Below are 16734 nucleotides of genomic sequence, written 5' to 3'. Positions count from 1 at the left end.
TTCAGAAACCACATCTTATATAAAATTAAGACGAATGACATGCAATGAAAACGCATCGGAAGGGCGATTTGACAGAAGCGATCGTACTCACGGAGATGCGCCGACGCGGAATCTCGGTCTCTCGCCCATTCGGCGATAACGAGCGCTACGACCTCCTCGCAGACTGTCCCGACGGAGGACTCTTCCGGGTCCAGATCAAGACGGGCTGGATGAGGGATGGCCGAATCCACTTCAACGGGCAGTCCTCGCATACGAACTCACAGGGAACCGTGCGAAAGCAGTACGATGGCGACGTCGACGTGTTCGTCGTCTATGCCTACGAAACAGAGAAGATGTATCTCGTTGGTGAGCAGGAGTTCGACAAGAGTATCTCGTTTCGAGTAGCGGAGCCAAAAGTACAGCACAACGGTATCAACTGGGCTGAGGACTTCGAATTCGACGAACGTTGGCCACTCGACGTAACGACCGACGAACGACGACGGAAGACGACAGACCCGACGACGATAGCTGGAGTCGATGCACTCGAATCCGTCGGCGCCCCCGTCTGGAGAGCGGTACGCGCTGAGAGCGAGCGAAACGTTATCACGGCAGTCGCTGGGAGACCATACCGGGTTCGCATCGAAACTGGCTTCCTGAACGATGGCAGAATTCAGGTCCGACCGGACGAGACGGAGACGGACTGTTACGTCATCTACTGCGACGACCTCGAGACAGTATATGCCGTCGATGCGTCGACGGTCGGAAGCGCGTTCTCTCTCCGGGTAAGCGAACCCGACCGTGACCGTCGAGATACAAAACTTGCATCCGAATACGAGATTCACCAAAACTGGCCACCGGCCTGACCCGTTCGCCTGCGCCACAGAGCCATGCTGCGACAGCCTAGACGACCCTCTCGTGAGTGGCCGCCGAGTACACGTCGTCCCCTGCTAACGTCGGGCCGAACACTTTCGGTTCGCTTTGCCAAGCTACTTAGTCGATGATGGTCTAATTCCGTGAAGATGGCCACTGGGGACAACGCCGAACTCGTCGACGACTTCCTCGAGTTCTACAGAACGTACTACCGAGACGAGATCGGGACGCTCGCACAGCAGTACCCCAACGAACGCCGGTCGCTCTACGTCGACTGGAACGACCTCTACACCTTCGACGCCGACCTCGCCGACGACTACCGGAGCCAGCCAGAACAGCTACAGGAGTACGCCGAGGAGGCGCTCCGCCTCTACGACCTCCCCGTCGACGTGAGCCTCGGCCAGGCACACGTCCGCATCGAACCGTTGCCGGACCCGACGGAGATCCGTGAGATACGCTCCCGGCACGTCAACACGCTGGTCACGGTCCGGGGAATCGTCCGCAAGGCGACCGACGTCAAGTCGAAGATGGAGGTCGCCGCCTTCGAGTGCCAGCGCTGTGGTACCCTCACCCGCATCCCGCAGTCCACAGGCACCTTCCAGGAACCCCACGAGTGCCAGGGCTGTGAACGCCAGGGCCCCTTCGTACTCAACCACGACCAGTCGGAGTTCGTCGACGCCCAGAAGATTCGCGTCCAGGAGTCTCCCGAGGGACTGCGCGGCGGTGAGACCCCGCAGGCGATCGACGTCCACATCGAGGACGACATCACCGGCGACGTCACCCCCGGCGACCACGTCGCCGCGACCGGCATCCTCAGACTCGAACAACAGGGCAACCAGCAGGAGAAGAGCCCGCTGTTCGACCACTACCTGGAGGGCGTCTCCGTCCGCATCGACGAGGAGCAGTTCGAGGACATGGAGATAACCGAGGAGGACAAGGCGAAGATCGTCTCGCTCTCGGACGAACCGGACATCTACGAGCAGATGGTCGGCTCCATCGCGCCCTCCATCTTCGGCTACGACCAGGAGAAACTCGCGATGATACTCCAGCTCTTCTCGGGCGTCACGAAGCACCTCCCAGACGGGTCGCGGATCCGTGGCGACCTGCACATGCTCCTGATAGGGGACCCGGGTACCGGTAAGTGCGTTCGGGGCGATACGAGGGTCACACTGGCCGATGGTTCGGAGGTCGAGATTCGCGACCTCGTCGAGTCGAACCTGGATGACCCGACGGAGGTCGACGACGGGTGGTGGGACGGTGTCGATATCGAACTCCCGTCGATGCAACCGGATGGGACCATAGGGACAGAGCGTGCAACGAAGGTCTGGAAGCGCGAGGCGCCCGAGACGATGTATCGGATTCGAACCGGTACGGGGAAGGAAATCGAGGTGACGCCGTCGCATCCGCTGTTCGTGCAGCGCGACGCCGGATTCGACGCCGTTCGAGCCGAAGATCTCGAGGAGGGAGTGACGGTCGCAGTAGCGAACGACGTCGCTGCGGACGGTGGTGTGGCGGTCGATGCGCAGACGACCCCGTCCCTCACCGAGGAAGTCACGTGGGACAACATCGCGTCCATCGAACCGTACGAACCCGACGACGAGTGGGTATACGACCTCGAAGTCGCGGAGACACACACGTACGTGTCCAACGGCGTGGTCTCGCACAACTCCCAGATGCTATCGTATATCAAGAACGTCGCGCCACGGTCCGTCTATACGTCCGGCAAGGGCTCTAGCTCTGCTGGTCTCTGCGTCACAGGTGACACTCGGATCCAGACGGGGGACGGGCTCGTTCCGATCCGCGATATCGCGCTCGAGGAGCATCCAGAGCCAGTCGATGCTGATACGCGCGCCGAGAGATCCGTCCCGCTACAGACGTTCGATTATACGACGACTGACGTGGTCGAGGGCGAGTCGTCGCACGTCTGGCGGATGCCGGAGAAGCCGTGTCACCGCGTCGAGACGGCGCACGGGAAGTCGCTGGAGGCGTCGGTGAACACGCCGGTGCTGACGTGCGGGAACGACGGTCTGGAGTGGGTCCAGGTGTCGGAGGTCGAGCCTGGCGAGTACGTCGCAGTGCCGCGGTACGACGACATCGACCGCGAGGAGGTGCCTGTCCGCGAGTTCCTCGAATTGGCGTCCGAGAAGGTGAAGCTCGCGGACGAGTCCGTCGAGCGACTCCGGTCCGCGCTCGCCGGCGAGTTCGGGCACCTTCGCGCTGCTGCGGCAGCGCTCGGGCTCAGCGAGGACTTCGTGTACGACTCGGTGCGGAACCGGCACGTCCCGCTCGAGAAACTCGATACGATGCTGGACGCGGTCGGGATGAAGCGCGAGGACCTCGCGTTCGAGCGACTGATGATCCGCCACGGCGACAGCATCGAGGTCCCTGAGACGTTCGACGCAGACCTCATGTACCTCCTCGGGTTCGTCTTCGGCGACGGCGACATCTCGCTGGATCGTCGCGACGGGAACCGCGGGACGGTCCGCATCTCGAACAGCGACGAAGCCCTACTGGAGCGCGCCGCGGACATCTTTGCAGCGAAGTTCGACAAGCGCCCCGAGATCGAGTATCAGGACGAGCGCGTGCCCTGCATCCGCGTGAACAGCGCGACGGTCGCACGGCTGTTCGCGAACGCGGGCATGGAGACCCCGAAGGTCGACCTCGAACTCGCACCTGAACTGACGACCGCGGCGCACGCTGACGCGTTCCTCCGTGGGTTCATGGACGCCGACGGCGCGGTCTCGGCGCGCGATGACGGTGGCTCCAGCGTCATCGTGTCGACCATCAGCGAGGGGCTCGCCGAACAGCTCCAGTTGATGCTCGAGACGTACGGGATTCGCGCACGACGACGGGAACGCGACCGTCGCGGTACGTACGAGCTCGCAGACGGGAAGACGATTACGTCCAAGCACGTCCAGCACTTCGTCGAACTCTACGGTGCGGACATCGAACGCTACGCGGACGCGATCGGGTTCGCGATCCCCGAGAAGCGAGCGGCGCTCGACGAGATAACTGACGACGCGACCCGACGCGGCGAGAAGATGCCGGTCGGTGACGTCCTCGTGGAGACCGATGGCGGAAGCGTGGCCGGCAACTACCACGAGAACGTTCGGAGAGGCGACAACCCGAGTCGCGAGCGCGCCCGGTCGATGCTCGAGGACATCGACGTGGGCGACGCCGAACGCGCGGTCCGCGAGGTCGTCGACGCCGACCTTCGATGGGACCGCGTCACCGATGTCGTGGACGTCGGCGAGAAGGAGGTGTTCGACCTCACCGTCCCGGAGACGCACAACTTCGTCGGGAACGGCATCGTCACGCACAACACCGCAGCAGCGGTCCGTGACGACTTCGGCGACGGCCAGCAGTGGACGCTCGAGGCGGGCGCGCTCGTACTCGCCGACCAGGGCATCGCGGCAGTCGACGAACTCGACAAGATGCGGTGCGTGACTGGCGATTCGCTCGTTCACCTGGGGAACGGACGCATCGCGAGGATTCGGGACCTTGCACGCGAAGCATCGACCGATGGCCGGATCGAGGAACTGGAGAACGGTCGGACGTTCCGGGACGTCGAGTACGACGCGTGGACCATGACAGACGACGGTCGACTGGTGCGACGTCCGGTGACGGCTATCCACGAATACGATGCACCCGAGGAACTGACAGCGGTGACCCTCGAGACCGGCGAACGCCTGACGACGACGGACGACCACCCGTTCTTCGTCGCCGAAGACGGGGAACGCGTCGAACGACCAGCCGCAGCCCTCGAAGCGGGGGACTGGACGTTCGTCCCGAGGCACGTCCCGTCCCAACTCGGGGACGGAGGAATCGCAGTCGCAGGTTCGACCGAACCGATGCAGGAGAACACCGTCTCTCCGTCGCTCGGGGCCGTTCTCGGGTATCTCGCGGGCGACGGGAACCTCTACTACGAACGCGATGCGGGCGCGTACGGGATCAGGTTCACCAACTCCGAAGAAGAACTCTTGCGCGACTTCGAGCTGGTCTGCGAAGAAGCGTTCGACGCGACTCCGATCCGTGCACCGAGTGAACAGCGCGAGGATGGGGTCGAAACCGTCCGGCTGCCAGGGAAGGCGCATGCCGACGCCGTCTTGGACGCTGGGATGAACCTCGAAACGTACGACGGAAAGCGTCTGCCCGAATCGGTCACCGAGTCGTCACGTGAGACGAAGGCTGCATTCGTCCGGTCCCTCGCCGATAGCGAAGCCTCTGTCGGAAAGCGTCACGTCCGGATTCACTCGGCCAGTTACGAGCTTCTGCTGGGGACGAAGCAGCTCCTCCTGGAGTTCGGGATAACGAGTCAGCTCGAAACCCGGGAGCGAGACGGGAAACGGGACCTGCACGTGCTGAACATCACGGACGCGACGTCCCTTACTCGGTTCGCCGACCGAATCGGATTCACGCTGTCACGGAAGCAGGAGGCACTGGACGCTGCCCTGGAACGAGTGACGGGCGACCGGACGATACTCGACGTCATCCCGGCCGCTGGAACCGTCCTGAAGGAGGCCCGTGAGGAGTTGCGATTGTACCAGTCCGAGTGTGGAATCGACGATGCGACCTACTGCAACTTCGAGAACGAGGACGCGAACGTCTCGATTCGCCTCGCTCGGACGATTCTTCGAACGTTCGAAACGCGTCGGGTCGCCGCGAACGAAGACCTCCAGCAGCTGGGTGCCGGGGGATGGACAGCTCTCGACGAACTCAAACGAACGTATCACGTCTCACAGTCGGAGATCGCGGCCGGGACGCCGTATTCACAGCAGCAGATATCCAGGAACTGGGGGACGTGTGAGTCGCTGAGAGAGACGGTCCGCGACCGTCTCGCTGAGATACTCCGGTCCGTCGCGGACACCGACCTTACTACGTTGAAGAACCTCGTCAACGGGGACGTCAAATGGCGTCGCGTCCAGTCCGTCGAGCAGGTGAGTCCTGGGGAAGTCGAAGACGACCGTATCGAACTACTGCGGGAGGACCTCGCAGAGATACTCGGATGCGGTTCTGACGAGGCCATCGACCGGGCCGAGGAACTTCTGTCCTCGAACCCCCGCGACGCCACGACCTGGCGATCGCTCCGGTCCGAGATGGACCGCCACGGTCTCTCGTTCCAGACGCTCGCGTCCGACCTCGGCGTCGCTGGTTCGACGGTGTCTCGCTGGTTCGACGGCGTCGTCGAGACGGACGAGTTCGAGGCTGTACGGGAGGCGGTGCTGGCGAGACTCGAGTCGATTCGCACAGACGTTCGAGAGACGGTGGCCGAGATCGAATCCCGACGCGATCGAAGGGTGTACGACCTCACAGTCGAGGGAACGCACAACTTCGTCGCCAACGGGATGGTCGTCCACAATTCCGAGGACCGGTCTGCCATGCACCAGGCGCTGGAGCAACAGGAGATCTCGGTCTCGAAGGCGGGCATCAACGCGACGTTGAAGTCGCGGTGTTCGTTGCTCGGGGCGGCGAACCCGAAGTACGGCCGGTTCGACCAGTACGAACCCATCGGCGAGCAGATAGAGCTGGAACCGGCGCTCATCTCGCGGTTCGACCTCATCTTCACGGTGACGGACAGCCCCGACGAGGAGCACGACAGCGACCTCGCGGAACACATCCTGACGACGAACTACGCCGGGGAGCTGAACACCCAGCGCGAGTACATGACGAACCACGACGTCGAGGACGAGGAGGTCGAGTCCATCACGGAGTCGGTCGACCCGGTCATCGACCCGGAGCTGATGCGCAAGTACATAGCCTACGCCAAGCAGAACTGTTACCCGCGGATGACCGAGGCGGCCAGACAGGCGATGCAGGACTTCTACGTCGACCTGCGGTCGAAGGGACAGGACGAAGACGCACCGGTACCGGTCACGGCCCGACAGCTGGAGGCGCTGGTGCGACTGGCGGAGGCGTCGGCGCGGGTTCGGCTCTCGGACACGGTCGAGGAGGCCGACGCCGAGCGCGTCATCACCATCGTCAGGGAGTGCCTGCAGGACATCGGCGTCGACCCGGAGACGGGCGAGTTCGACGCGGACGTCATCGAGACGGGGACGTCGAAGACGCAGCGCGACCGCATCAAGAACCTCAAACAGCTCATCGGGGACATCGAGGACGACTACGACGAGGGTGCGCCGGTCGACGTGGTGCTCGACCGCGCCGACGAGATCGGCATGGACCCCTCGAAGGCCGAACACGAGATCGAGAAGCTCAAACAGAAAGGCGAGGTGTACGAGCCCCGGACCGACCACCTCAGGACGACCTGAATGGACCGAATATCGGCGATGCGGAACGTGGAGGAGGCACTGGCGAGGTTCGAGGACGGCGAGTGCGACCTCGCGGGACTCGAACGACGCGTCCAGACCATCCTGCGGACGTACGTGAGCGAGTTCGAGCGACCGGAACTGGCGGTGTACCGGGTCGGTGCCGACGCCGAGACTGGCGTCGTCGTCGTCGCGGCAGGGCCGAACGAGGCGCGCGACCGGGCGCGGGACCTGTGGGACGATGCACCGCGGTCGATGACGGTCGAGCGCGTCCCGGAGTAGGCGTTCCCGAAGCGGTCCGTCATCGTGACGTTTTTTACACGCCGAAACACAGGAAATAACGTGTTCCTCGTCATCACCTACTCCACGGTAGCACGGCAGACACTGCGGAACGTCTGTCGGGAGCACGACGACACGGTGGTCCGACATTTCGGGCGGGCAGCACTGTTCTCGCGGACGGAGTTCGGCGCGTTCTGTGCGCTACGGCTGCGGGCGAAACACGGGGACGACGTGCAGGTCGAACGGACCGAACCGCTGAACGAGTTCGAACCGGCGTTCGAGCGCGTCCGGGTGGCCGCCGAGGCGTACGAGGACCGCGCGTCGCCGTACACCCCCTACGAGCGCTTCGCGGCGGGGACCGACTATCCGGCCCCGGACGCGATGCGCGAGCGGGAGCTGTGAGGGTTGTCGTCGACGGCTGGACGAGCGACCGTCGGGCGGTCGACCTCCGGGGGGACAGACTGGCTCCCGAGACAGTCGTCCGGGCGGTACGGGGTGCAGACGACGCGGACTGCACGGGGTCGCCGGCCCTTCGCGTCGAGTGCCCGGACCCGGGACCGGTCCACGAGTACGTCGGTCTCGTGACGCCGACGGCGTCGGTTCGGACGCGACGGGCGCTGGCGGCGGTCGCACGCGACCGGGGGTACGAGGCGCCGAACGCGGCCGACGTCGAGCGACTGGAGCGCCGGCTGGCAGCCGTCGAGGTCGGGTCGGGAGGCGTCGACCGGCGGACGGCGCGGCGTCGCGTCGCCGAGGCGGGTGCGCGGGAGGACGAACTCCGCGAGCGCGTCGCGGAGCTTCGGGGTGCGGTGAATGAGCGCCGGGCGCTCGACGCCCCGGCTGACGACCTGATGGAAGAGTTACGGGCGACCGTCGGCTGGGGCTGGCCGACGAACTGGCCAACGAGCGCCGCCGGGCGCGGGCCGAGCTGGCTGGCCGCGTCCACGACGAGTTCGCCCGGGCGCTCGCGGCGGTCCCCGGGTCGGCTGTCCCGGGCGATGCGCCGGGGACGTACGAGGGGGACCCGGTGACGGCGGCGCTCGCGGTCGTCCGCGTCGCCGACCTGCGTGCCCCGGTCGTGCTGGCCTGCGATCGGTTCGACTCCCCTGCCGAGGCCGCCAGGACGCTGGCGACGGCCGTCGTCACGGTTTAAACCGGAACGGGCGCCCAGAGGGGGCATGGTCGAACTCGACGTGCAGACGCAACGACGCGAGTGCGTGACGTTCGTCGCCGCGACGGTGGCGAACGAGGGGACGACGGCGAGACGCGTCCGTCTCCGGACCGACCTGCGACCGGTGTGGCCGCCCCGACGGCAGGGCGTGCCGGCCGCTGGGTGGACGGACGACGGCGTCACGCTGACGGTGCCGGCGGCGGGTCGCCGCGGAATCGGCTTCGCGACGCCAGCCGACCCCGGCGAGTCGGTGCTCGCCGTCGCTTCGGCGGAGCCAGCAACGGACGAGTCACGGGAACGGACGCCCGACGGACTGGTCCGGGCGCTCGGTGACCCGACGCCGCCGGCCGACGCGGTACCGACCGGCGCGCCGTCGTCGGAGGAGGGTCGACCGGGGACGGCGTCCGACGTGCGGAACGGGACAGCCGAGACGACGGTCGGTCGGCCACCGCGGGCCGTCACCGCGTGGCTCGACCGACTCGCGGAGCGAGACGCGGTGACGGACCGGGACCGGGCAGGCGTGGCGGCGGTCGCGGCGCGCGCGACGGCACTGGCCGCGGACCTGGAGGAGCGATGAGGGTCGCGGTCACCGGTGGAAAGGGCGGCGTCGGGAAGTCGACCGTCGCGTACAACCTCGGGGCGGTGACGGGAGCAGTCGTCGTCGACGGGGACCTCGGGATGGCGGACCTGCCGACCGGGAGGGGTCCGGACCTCCACGACGTGCTCGCCGGCCGGGCCGACCCCGTCGAGGCGGTCCGCGAGGCGGGACCGGTCGAACTCCTCCCGTGTGGGCGGACGCTCGCCGGCGCGCGCGCCGCCGACGTGCGTCGACTGGTCGACACGATTCGGGCGGTCGAACGCGCCTACGGCGACGTGGTCGTCGATTGCCCGGCCGGCCTGGCCGCCGACGCGGGGATGCCCCTGCTCGCGGCCGACCGGACGGTGCTGGTCGCCCTGCCGGACGCGTTCGCGCTCCCCGACGCGCTCAGGACGCGGGCGCTCGCACGGGAACTCGACGCCGGACTGGCCCGCGTCGTGCTGAACCGGACGGGTACCAACCCGCCGACAGCGGCGGTCGAACGGGCACTCGGCGCGCCCGTGACGACGGTACCGGAGTCGGACGCGCTCGCCCGGGCGACGGCGGCGGGTCGGCCGGTGACGGCGACGGCCCCCGACTCGGCCGCGGCGGAGTCGTTCCGGGCGCTCGCGTCGGCCATCACTCCGCCCCGTCGCGGAGCGCGTAGAACCCGGCGCGGACGGTGACGGCCGAGACGTCGGCCGCCGCTGCGGCCTCGGCCTGGGTCAGATCCAGGTTCCGGTCCCGGGCGACAGCGTAGAGGCAGGCCGCCGCGAAGCCGCCCGGGTTTCGGCCGGTCGCGGTCCCGTCCTCGACTGCTTCGCGCGCCAGGTCGCGGGCCCGGGACTCGACGGCCTGCGGGAGGTCCAGTTCCGTGGCGAACCGGGCGAGGTACTCCCGGGGGTCGATGGGTCCGGTCGGGAGTCCGAGGTCGCGGTTGAGTGCGTCGTAGGCGACCTTGAGCTCGCCCTCGTCGGCGCGGGCGTGGGCCGTGACCTCGTCGAGGGTCCGCGAGATGGCCTGCACGCGACAGACAGCGTACACCGCGGCGGCGGCGAACCCCTCCAGGGACCGACCGCGGAGGAGGTCCTCGTTCTGGGCGGACTCGAACAGCGTACACGCCTGCTCGCGGACGTGCCGAGGGAGTGAGAGCGCGCCGACGACTCGACGGATCTCCGTGAAGGCGTACACCCTGTTCCGGTCGCGCTTCGACCCAAGCTGGGCGCGACTGTGCTGGCGGCGCATCCGGGCGACGGACCGCCGCTTCCGACCGCTGAGTCGGGTCGTCTCTCCGCGTCCGTACCCGATCTCGGTCGAGAGGCCACGGTCGTGCCGGGAGCGCGTCAGCGGCGCGCCGGTCCGTTTCCCGCTCGTCTCGCCGTCGGACGTGACGCGCCACTCGGGGCCGCGGTCGATGCGGTCCGCGCCGACGACGAGGCCGCAGTCCGCACAGACGGTCTCGTCGCGTTCTCGCTGGAGGGTGCCGCTGCACTCGGGACAGCGCTGTCGTGCGTCGCTCATACTCGAACGTTGGTCCCGACGGGTTATTTAAACAGGAACTGGTGGCGGAGTAAACCGGCACTTCGGGCTGCTCGAACCTGCCGGTAACCGGTAGGTTAGCGCCGGAACGGGTCGTCGTGGCGAGCCACGACCGCGGCCTTTTATTTCGGAGCGCACGAATCAGTATATATGGGGCTGGCGGACATCGCCGACGGGGTGTGCGTGACGACGGAGCAGCGCGACCGCGGCGTGGCAGTCGCCGACGAGACCGACGGCGACCTTGTCGACCGACTCGCCGACTACGCCGACGACCTGCCCTGTGAGCCGACGGCCGCTGCCGAGGTCGTCGACGCCTACGCCGGCGGGTGTGCGGTCGACGTCGCCGGCCACGAGGCCGGCATCGCGCCGACGACGGCCGCGAAGGTGCTCCACCTGGTCGGCCTCGACGGCGTCTCGCCGCTGTCGCCGGCGGGACGGACCATCGTCCGGGACTGGCTGGACGCCGACTGCTCCCGGGCCGAGGCCCGCGCGCTCACCGGCGCGAGCGAACGCGAGTTCGCGCTCGCGGCGTTCGTCGAGAGCCACGACCCCATCGAGGGGGCCGCCGACGTGGTCACGAGTCGCCTCTCCCGGTCGGGGACAGCCGGCGTCGACCAGCGCGACGCGCTGGCAGAGGCGATGGGCGATGCCGACGACTTCTGGTAGTCAGTACGTCTGCAGGGTCGCGGACCCGACCTCGATGCGGACCAGTACGTTCTCCGACCAGGCGTCCTCGGGCGCACCGTACTTCCGGTTGATGCGCGCGTTCGCCGCGGCCGTCTCGGCGGGGTCGTCGACGACGGTCGCCGTCCCACGGAGCGTGACGGCCCACTCGGGGTCGCCGCCGGTGTCCTTGCCGACCGCGAGCGAGACGCGGGGGTTGGCCCGGACGTCGGCGAGTTTCCGACCTGTCGTGACCACCTCGACGACGCCGTCATCGTAGTTGAACCAGACGGGGGCGACGTGCGGGCGGTCGTCGCTGGCGGTGGCGAGATACGCGACGAGCGGTTCGCTCGCGAGTCGACCCTCGACCTCTTGCGAAACCGATGCCATGGTCGACCTACGGGACGGCCCGAGAAGACGGTTGGGAGCGCCGGCAGGCGACCCCGACGTGGTCGGTCCGTCTCAGTGTGCCGGGACCCGTTCGAACGCCTCGTACATCACGGCCCGTGCGCTGAACCCCAGCGCGTTGAACAGGCCGAGGACGAGCGAGTAGCCGAGCAGGAAGTCGGGGTTCGGGATGGTCGTCGAGACCGTCGAGGACCCGACGACCGTGTACCGGACGACCATCGTCGACCGGGTGACGAGTCGGTCGTCACCGAAGACGTTCACGAACGTGTTCGCGGTCTCCGACGTACCGGGGAACGCGCTTCCGAACGCCGCCACGAGTGCGAGCGTCGCCACCCCGGAGAGGACGGCGACGACGAGTTCGACGCCGAACACGGTCGCGACGTTGCCCTCGGTACGGTCCCAGCTCCCCGCGATCGCGTCCACGGCCCGTTCGCCGTCGATGAACACCGCGGGGAGTGCCAGCTGGAGGCGCAACGCGACGTACAGGATGGGGGCGAGCAGCAGCAGGACGACGCCGGCCGCGAGGAAGCCGCCGACGGTCGGCTTCACGACCGTCACGGCCCCGACGGCCACGGCCAGCAGTGAGGTGGTGGCGACGAGTGCGACGAGGGTGACGACGGCGACGACGACGAGGACGGTCGCACCGACGCCCGAGACGACCCTGCTGCGGTAGCTTCGGTCCGTCGCCTCGTGGCCGGCGAAGGCGCGGTGGGTCAACACGAGCGCGAACCCACCGACGACGGGCGTCGCCAGACTGGCCGCGACGGGGACGAATCCGAGGAGGACGACTGCGATACCCACGAGGAGAATCCGCGGGTCCGACGCCAACGCATCAGTCGCGCGAGAGAGCACGCGACGGGTGGTGACGGGGGACCTGGGTGGCGATTGGACTGCCATCGTTCCGTATATATGTAGATTGGTTGAAAATTGTTTCGACTCTCAGAACCGTGACGCGAGCCGACTCCGCAGTCCACCCCTGGGGAACTCCACGTCGAGTTGCGTGTTGAACACGGCTTCGGCCATCGTGGCGATGGACCGGGCGAACGGACCGACCGCGCCGTCGACGCAGACCGGCGCACCGGCGACTCCGGTCACCTCGCTCTCCGGGACTGCGACGTCGGCCGACTCGACCGGCGTCTCTCCGTCCGCGTAGTTGGCGACGATGCGGTGCGGGTCGACGCCGATGTCGGCGAGGCGGTCGAGCGTGCGCGAGAGCGTGTCGATGCCACGTTTCGACGACGGGACGATGCAGGCGACGTGGTCGACCGCGTTGACCGCCGCGATGGACGGATTGTCCGCGACGGGCGGCGTGTCCACGAGCACGTGGTCGTACGTCTGTGCCGCCTCGCGTATCACCTGCCCGAACCGTTCTGCCGCGGCGCCGGACTTCGCGCTGGCGATTCGCTGGAACGGCGCGTAGGCAGGACAGAGCGCGACGCTCCCCGCTGCGTCGACGCGCAGGTCGAGCAGTGCGGAGTGGACGTCGATGCTCTCGTCGGTCAGGAGCCGAGTGGCGTCCGTGTCGATGCGCCCGTGGACGTACTGGCTCAACCCCTGCGTGGCGAACGAGGCGTCGAAGACGGCGACGCTCCGTCCGTCGCGGGCGAGCGTCGCCCCGAGTTCGACCGTCAGTCTGGTCGCACCGGCACCGCCGGTGACGCCGACGATGGCCGCGGACCGGTCCTGTTCTAACATGCTGACTAATTCCTCGGACGTGATTCGTTAAAAAATATCCGGAGTGTCCGGTCAGTTCGCAGCGTCGCTGATCCGGTCCGCGATGGCGTCGAGTTCGTCGTCGTCCATCTCGCCCGGCCCGCCGAACAGCGCGTGGATGGGGCCGTGGCCGTCGCCCTCGAACCGCGGGACGATGTGACAGTGGACGTGCGGGACCTCCTGTCCGGCGGCCTCGCCGTTGTTGAACGCGACGGTCGACCCGTCGGCGTCGACGGCGTCCTCGACGACGGGCACGAGTCGGTGGACGGCCGTCAGCACGTCCGCACCGAGGTCCCCGGGCACGTCGCCCAGCGTCTCGTAGTGCCCCTTCGGGATGACCAGCGTGTGTCCCGGTGCGAGGGGGTTCACGTCGAGGAACGCGAACACGTCCTCGTCCTCGTAGACGGTCCTGCTCGGGATGTCGCCGTCGACGATCTGGCAGAAGATGCAGTCGTCCATGTGCGGAATGACTCGGGGGCGCTCCAAGAAGGTTTCCCGGGACAACGTTGACGTGCGTCGCCGGGCACTGTCCAGTATGACGTTCGCCCCCGCCACCGACGCCCACGTCCACCTCATGCCCCAGCGACTGATGGCTGCCATCAGGGAGGCGCTCGAACGGGACCTTGGCTGGGCCTGCGACCACCCGGTCGAGCCCACCGCTCTCGAATCGGCGCTCCGGGCACAGGGCGTCGACCGGTACGTCGCGCTCCCGTACGCACACGAGGCCGGACTGGCCGAGAACCTGAACCGGTGGGTGCTGGAGCAGGCCGGACGCTCGGAACTGGCCGTCCCCTTCGCCACCGTCCACCCCGAGGACGACGTCCGGGCCGTCGTCCGTGACGCCCTCAACGCCGGCGCTCGCGGGTTGAAGCTCCAGTGTCCGGTCCAGGAGGCGTCCCCGGACGACCCGAGACTCGACCCCGCGTTCGAACTCTGCTCGGAGTACGACCGCCCCGTGCTCCTCCACGCCGGGGCCGCGCCGAACTTCGAGGACTCGCCCCACGTCGGTATCGACTCGTTCCGGACCTTCGTCGCCTCCTACCCCGACGTCCGCGTCTGTGCGGCCCACATGGGCGCGCCCGACGTCGAGGCGTTCGTCGCCGAGGCCCGTGCCCACGACCAGGTGTTCCTCGACACGTCGGTCGCCATGTCCTCGGCCGCGCCCGACCTGTTCGGACTCGACCCCGACGACGTCGACGACGACGTGTTCGAGGACCTCGCCGGGTCCATCCTGTACGGCTCCGACTTCCCGAACGTGCCCTACGACTACGAGCGAGAGCGCGAACACCTGCTCTCGCGGGACCTCTCCGGGGACGCGTTCGACGCCCTGTTCCGCGGTGCCGCCGACCGGTTCCTCGGGACTGCGGACTGACCCTATCGGCGGATGCGGCCGCCGAACTCGACGCGCAGGACGACGTCGCCCGCCTCGTTCCGGCAGACGCCCCGGGCGTCCACCCGGTGGCCGTGTTCGCGCTCCTCGACCGTGTGGAAGGTGACCTCGCAGGTCACCTCCTCGCCGGTGTAGACGGGCCGGGGGAACTCGAAGGCCATCGTCTCGGCCAGCACGTCGTAGTCGCCGCCGACCTTCGTCGGGAGCGTCGCCGTGAGCAACCCGTGGACGAGGAGGCGGCCGCCCTCGTCGGGTTCCTCGTGGTGTTCGCCGGCGTCGGCCGAGACCGCCGTGAACCGTCGCACGTCCTCGGTCGTGAACCGTCGCGTGAAGGTGTCGGTCTGGCCCTCCTCGGGGACTGGCATGGCCGAGAGTCCGGTCGCCACCGTGAAAAGTGGTCAGTCGACGAGTCGGTCCAGGGCGGCACCGACGGCGGCGACGTACTCGTCTGCGTCGTAGCCGAGTCTCCCGGCCCAGACGTCGCGGTAGGACGGGTGCAGGACCGGGAGGACCCAGCACCCGAGCGCGTCGGATTCGACCGGCGAGAGCACCGAGTCGAGGAAGCCGTCGAGGTGCCGGTCGTCGAACGCGAACACCGTCCCGGTGGCGTGCCTGCCCGTCGTCACGACGACGGCGGGGTCGATCCGGTCGAGTTCCGCGTCGAGGTGGGTCCGGCAGGTCGCCAGTTCCTCGGCGGCGGGTTCGCGGTTGTCGCCGGACCCATCGGCCGCACAGGGGAAGCACTTCACCGCGTTCGTGAAGAACGCCTCGTGACCGGTCGCGGCGAGCAGGTCACGGACCCGTCGCCCGGAGTGCCGGGAGGTGTACGCCATCCCGGTCCAGTTGCCGCCGCGCCACTCGTCGGCCACGGGGTCGCCGGCGGCCGGGGCCTCGCCGACCACGACGACGTCGGCGTCGGTCGGCCCGTTGCCCCACGAGATGCGCTCCCGGCAGTCGACGAGCGCCGGGCAGCGCTCGCAGTCCGGTTCGAGGACGAGGCGGTCGTCCGCGTCGGGGAACCCGGGCGTCACTCGACTAGGGGCATGACGATGCCGAACCCGAACACCGACACGAAACTGGTGAGGATGCCGAGCAGGACGGAGTCGGTCAGCAGCGTCTCCTCCCACGCCGGGAGCGCGCCGTACAGCGCGTGCCCGACGAACTCGCCGCCGGTCCCTGCCACGAAGAGGCCGAGTCCGAGCAGGAATCCGAGCTTCGTCAACCGGGCGTAATCGAGGTTGCCGTGTCGCATGCCACTCTGTTCGTCGGAGCGTCGATATAGTCCTTTTCCTAACGTCGCCACCCACCGAAAAGTAGATGAACGACAGGCGATTTTTGACGACTATGTCGTGGGCACTGCTCGAACTCCTGCCCGAACTGTTACCGATCGTTGGATACTCGCTGGTCGGGGCCGCGCTGACGGTGCTGGGCGCGGTCGCCGAACTCGAGAGCTGGCACACGTTCCTCGCGGACGGCGTGACGATCCTCACCGCGTGGTACGCCGTAATCGGGTTGCTGTTCCTGTACGCCGCCGTCTACGTCGTCGGCTACGAGGAACTCGTCCCGCGGGTCCGACGCATCGTCACCGGGTGAGCGTCGCGACCGATCCCGTCCTCGGCCCCGCAGAAGCATGACAGTGAAAGCAACCCGGACCGGAACGGCCATCAGAATCATGTCAACCCGTTCCAACAGTCGTCGCATGTCGAACGGGGACCAGGGAAGCATCTTCTCGACCGAGGGGGTCGACCAGGCACACGAGTACCCGGAGAGCATCTTCCGGGACCAGGCGGACGGGTGGACGATGACCGTCTTCGAGGGCGACGAGTCGTACCAGTTCACCGAGGACGAGTGAGGTGACGGTGGTGGTGACGCGGTCTGGTGG

At 67.6% G+C, this 16734-nt stretch carries 18 protein-coding genes and 1 pseudogene; 11 read left to right on the top strand and 8 right to left on the bottom strand.

Annotated features, from left to right (window positions below; all coding sequences use genetic code 11):
- The first annotated feature begins 44 nt into the window (after window positions 1-44).
- The 7 genes and pseudogenes from ACSC1W_RS14015 to ACSC1W_RS13980 all read left to right on the top strand — a co-directional run bounded on the left by ACSC1W_RS14015 (window position 45) and on the right by ACSC1W_RS13980 (window position 9825).
- Window positions 45-842, top strand: coding sequence for a group I intron-associated PD-(D/E)XK endonuclease (locus ACSC1W_RS14015; RefSeq protein ID WP_435348154.1), 798 nt, complete (start codon window positions 45-47; stop codon window positions 840-842).
- 156 nt (window positions 843-998) lie between these two features.
- Complete coding sequence (locus ACSC1W_RS14010; protein WP_435348153.1) at window positions 999-7115, top strand: LAGLIDADG family homing endonuclease; 6117 nt, start codon at window positions 999-1001, stop codon at window positions 7113-7115.
- Complete coding sequence (locus ACSC1W_RS14005; RefSeq protein ID WP_435348152.1) at window positions 7116-7394, top strand: DUF7854 family protein; 279 nt, start codon at window positions 7116-7118, stop codon at window positions 7392-7394.
- Window positions 7395-7454: 60 nt separating this feature from the next.
- Window positions 7455-7793 carry a DUF7855 family protein gene (locus ACSC1W_RS14000; RefSeq protein WP_435348151.1) on the top strand — a complete coding sequence of 113 codons (339 nt, stop codon included), beginning with the start codon at window positions 7455-7457 and terminating at the stop codon, window positions 7791-7793.
- Window positions 7790-8544, top strand: a pseudogene (locus ACSC1W_RS13995) (DUF7856 family protein). Before ACSC1W_RS14000 ends, ACSC1W_RS13995 begins: the two are co-directional and overlap by 4 nt.
- Before the next feature lie 25 nt (window positions 8545-8569).
- On the top strand, window positions 8570-9139 hold the full coding sequence (locus ACSC1W_RS13985) for a DUF7857 domain-containing protein (protein ID WP_435348148.1): 570 nt from the start codon (window positions 8570-8572) through the stop codon (window positions 9137-9139).
- Window positions 9136-9825 (top strand): nucleotide-binding protein, encoded by a 690-nt coding sequence (locus ACSC1W_RS13980; protein ID WP_435348147.1) that lies wholly within the window; start codon window positions 9136-9138, stop codon window positions 9823-9825. The genes ACSC1W_RS13985 and ACSC1W_RS13980 overlap by 4 nt, the downstream gene beginning before the upstream one ends.
- On the opposite strand, the gene ACSC1W_RS13975 is transcribed toward ACSC1W_RS13980, so the two are convergent.
- Complete coding sequence (locus tag ACSC1W_RS13975) at window positions 9779-10660, bottom strand: transcription initiation factor IIB (RefSeq protein WP_435348146.1); 882 nt, start codon at window positions 10658-10660, stop codon at window positions 9779-9781. The two genes, ACSC1W_RS13980 and ACSC1W_RS13975, sit on opposite strands and share 47 nt — an antisense overlap.
- Window positions 10661-10828: 168 nt before the next feature.
- Between ACSC1W_RS13975 and ACSC1W_RS13970 the strand changes: the two genes are divergently transcribed.
- Window positions 10829-11344 carry a DUF7858 family protein gene (locus ACSC1W_RS13970; RefSeq protein WP_435348145.1) on the top strand — a complete coding sequence of 172 codons (516 nt, stop codon included), beginning with the start codon at window positions 10829-10831 and terminating at the stop codon, window positions 11342-11344.
- Here ACSC1W_RS13970 and ACSC1W_RS13965 read toward each other — a convergent pair whose 3' ends face one another.
- The 4 genes from ACSC1W_RS13965 to ACSC1W_RS13950 form a co-directional block, all read right to left on the bottom strand.
- Entirely contained in the window at window positions 11345-11731 is a 387-nt protein-coding gene (locus ACSC1W_RS13965; RefSeq protein ID WP_435348144.1) for a pyridoxamine 5'-phosphate oxidase family protein, read from the bottom strand.
- 72 nt (window positions 11732-11803) lie between these two features.
- Window positions 11804-12646, bottom strand: coding sequence for a DUF7847 domain-containing protein (locus tag ACSC1W_RS13960; protein WP_435348143.1), 843 nt, complete (start codon window positions 12644-12646; stop codon window positions 11804-11806).
- Window positions 12647-12688: 42 nt separating this feature from the next.
- Window positions 12689-13444, bottom strand: a complete 756-nt coding sequence (locus ACSC1W_RS13955) for a ParA family protein (protein ID WP_435348142.1) — start codon at window positions 13442-13444, stop codon at window positions 12689-12691.
- A gap of 51 nt (window positions 13445-13495) precedes the next feature.
- Complete coding sequence (locus ACSC1W_RS13950) at window positions 13496-13921, bottom strand: HIT family protein (RefSeq protein ID WP_435348141.1); 426 nt, start codon at window positions 13919-13921, stop codon at window positions 13496-13498.
- Window positions 13922-13997: 76 nt separating this feature from the next.
- Between ACSC1W_RS13950 and ACSC1W_RS13945 the strand changes: the two genes are divergently transcribed.
- Window positions 13998-14834 carry an amidohydrolase family protein gene (locus ACSC1W_RS13945; RefSeq protein WP_435348140.1) on the top strand — a complete coding sequence of 279 codons (837 nt, stop codon included), beginning with the start codon at window positions 13998-14000 and terminating at the stop codon, window positions 14832-14834.
- A gap of 2 nt (window positions 14835-14836) precedes the next feature.
- On the opposite strand, the gene ACSC1W_RS13940 is transcribed toward ACSC1W_RS13945, so the two are convergent.
- Genes ACSC1W_RS13940 through ACSC1W_RS13930 form a run of 3 tightly spaced genes read right to left on the bottom strand, consistent with a single transcriptional unit; the run spans window position 14837 to window position 16104 of the window.
- Complete coding sequence (locus tag ACSC1W_RS13940; RefSeq protein ID WP_435348139.1) at window positions 14837-15217, bottom strand: hotdog family protein; 381 nt, start codon at window positions 15215-15217, stop codon at window positions 14837-14839.
- 33 nt (window positions 15218-15250) lie between these two features.
- Window positions 15251-15883, bottom strand: a complete 633-nt coding sequence (locus tag ACSC1W_RS13935; RefSeq protein ID WP_435348138.1) for a uracil-DNA glycosylase — start codon at window positions 15881-15883, stop codon at window positions 15251-15253.
- Entirely contained in the window at window positions 15880-16104 is a 225-nt protein-coding gene (locus ACSC1W_RS13930) for a DUF7860 family protein (RefSeq protein WP_435348137.1), read from the bottom strand. Before ACSC1W_RS13930 ends, ACSC1W_RS13935 begins: the two co-directional genes overlap by 4 nt.
- Window positions 16105-16196: 92 nt before the next feature.
- Here ACSC1W_RS13930 and ACSC1W_RS13925 point away from each other — a divergent pair, with 92 nt between their 5' ends.
- Together ACSC1W_RS13925 and ACSC1W_RS13920 are read left to right on the top strand one after the other, a co-directional pair.
- Window positions 16197-16445, top strand: coding sequence for a DUF8151 family protein (locus ACSC1W_RS13925; RefSeq protein WP_435348136.1), 249 nt, complete (start codon window positions 16197-16199; stop codon window positions 16443-16445).
- Window positions 16446-16551: 106 nt separating this feature from the next.
- Window positions 16552-16704, top strand: a complete 153-nt coding sequence (locus ACSC1W_RS13920; protein WP_435348135.1) for a hypothetical protein — start codon at window positions 16552-16554, stop codon at window positions 16702-16704.
- Window positions 16705-16734: the final 30 nt, after the last annotated feature.

The sequence above is a fragment of the Haloarchaeobius marinus genome, assembly GCF_051207415.1.
In the GTDB taxonomy this organism is placed as follows: domain Archaea; phylum Halobacteriota; class Halobacteria; order Halobacteriales; family Natrialbaceae; genus Haloarchaeobius.
This window is presented reverse-complemented; position numbering and strand designations above follow the sequence as displayed.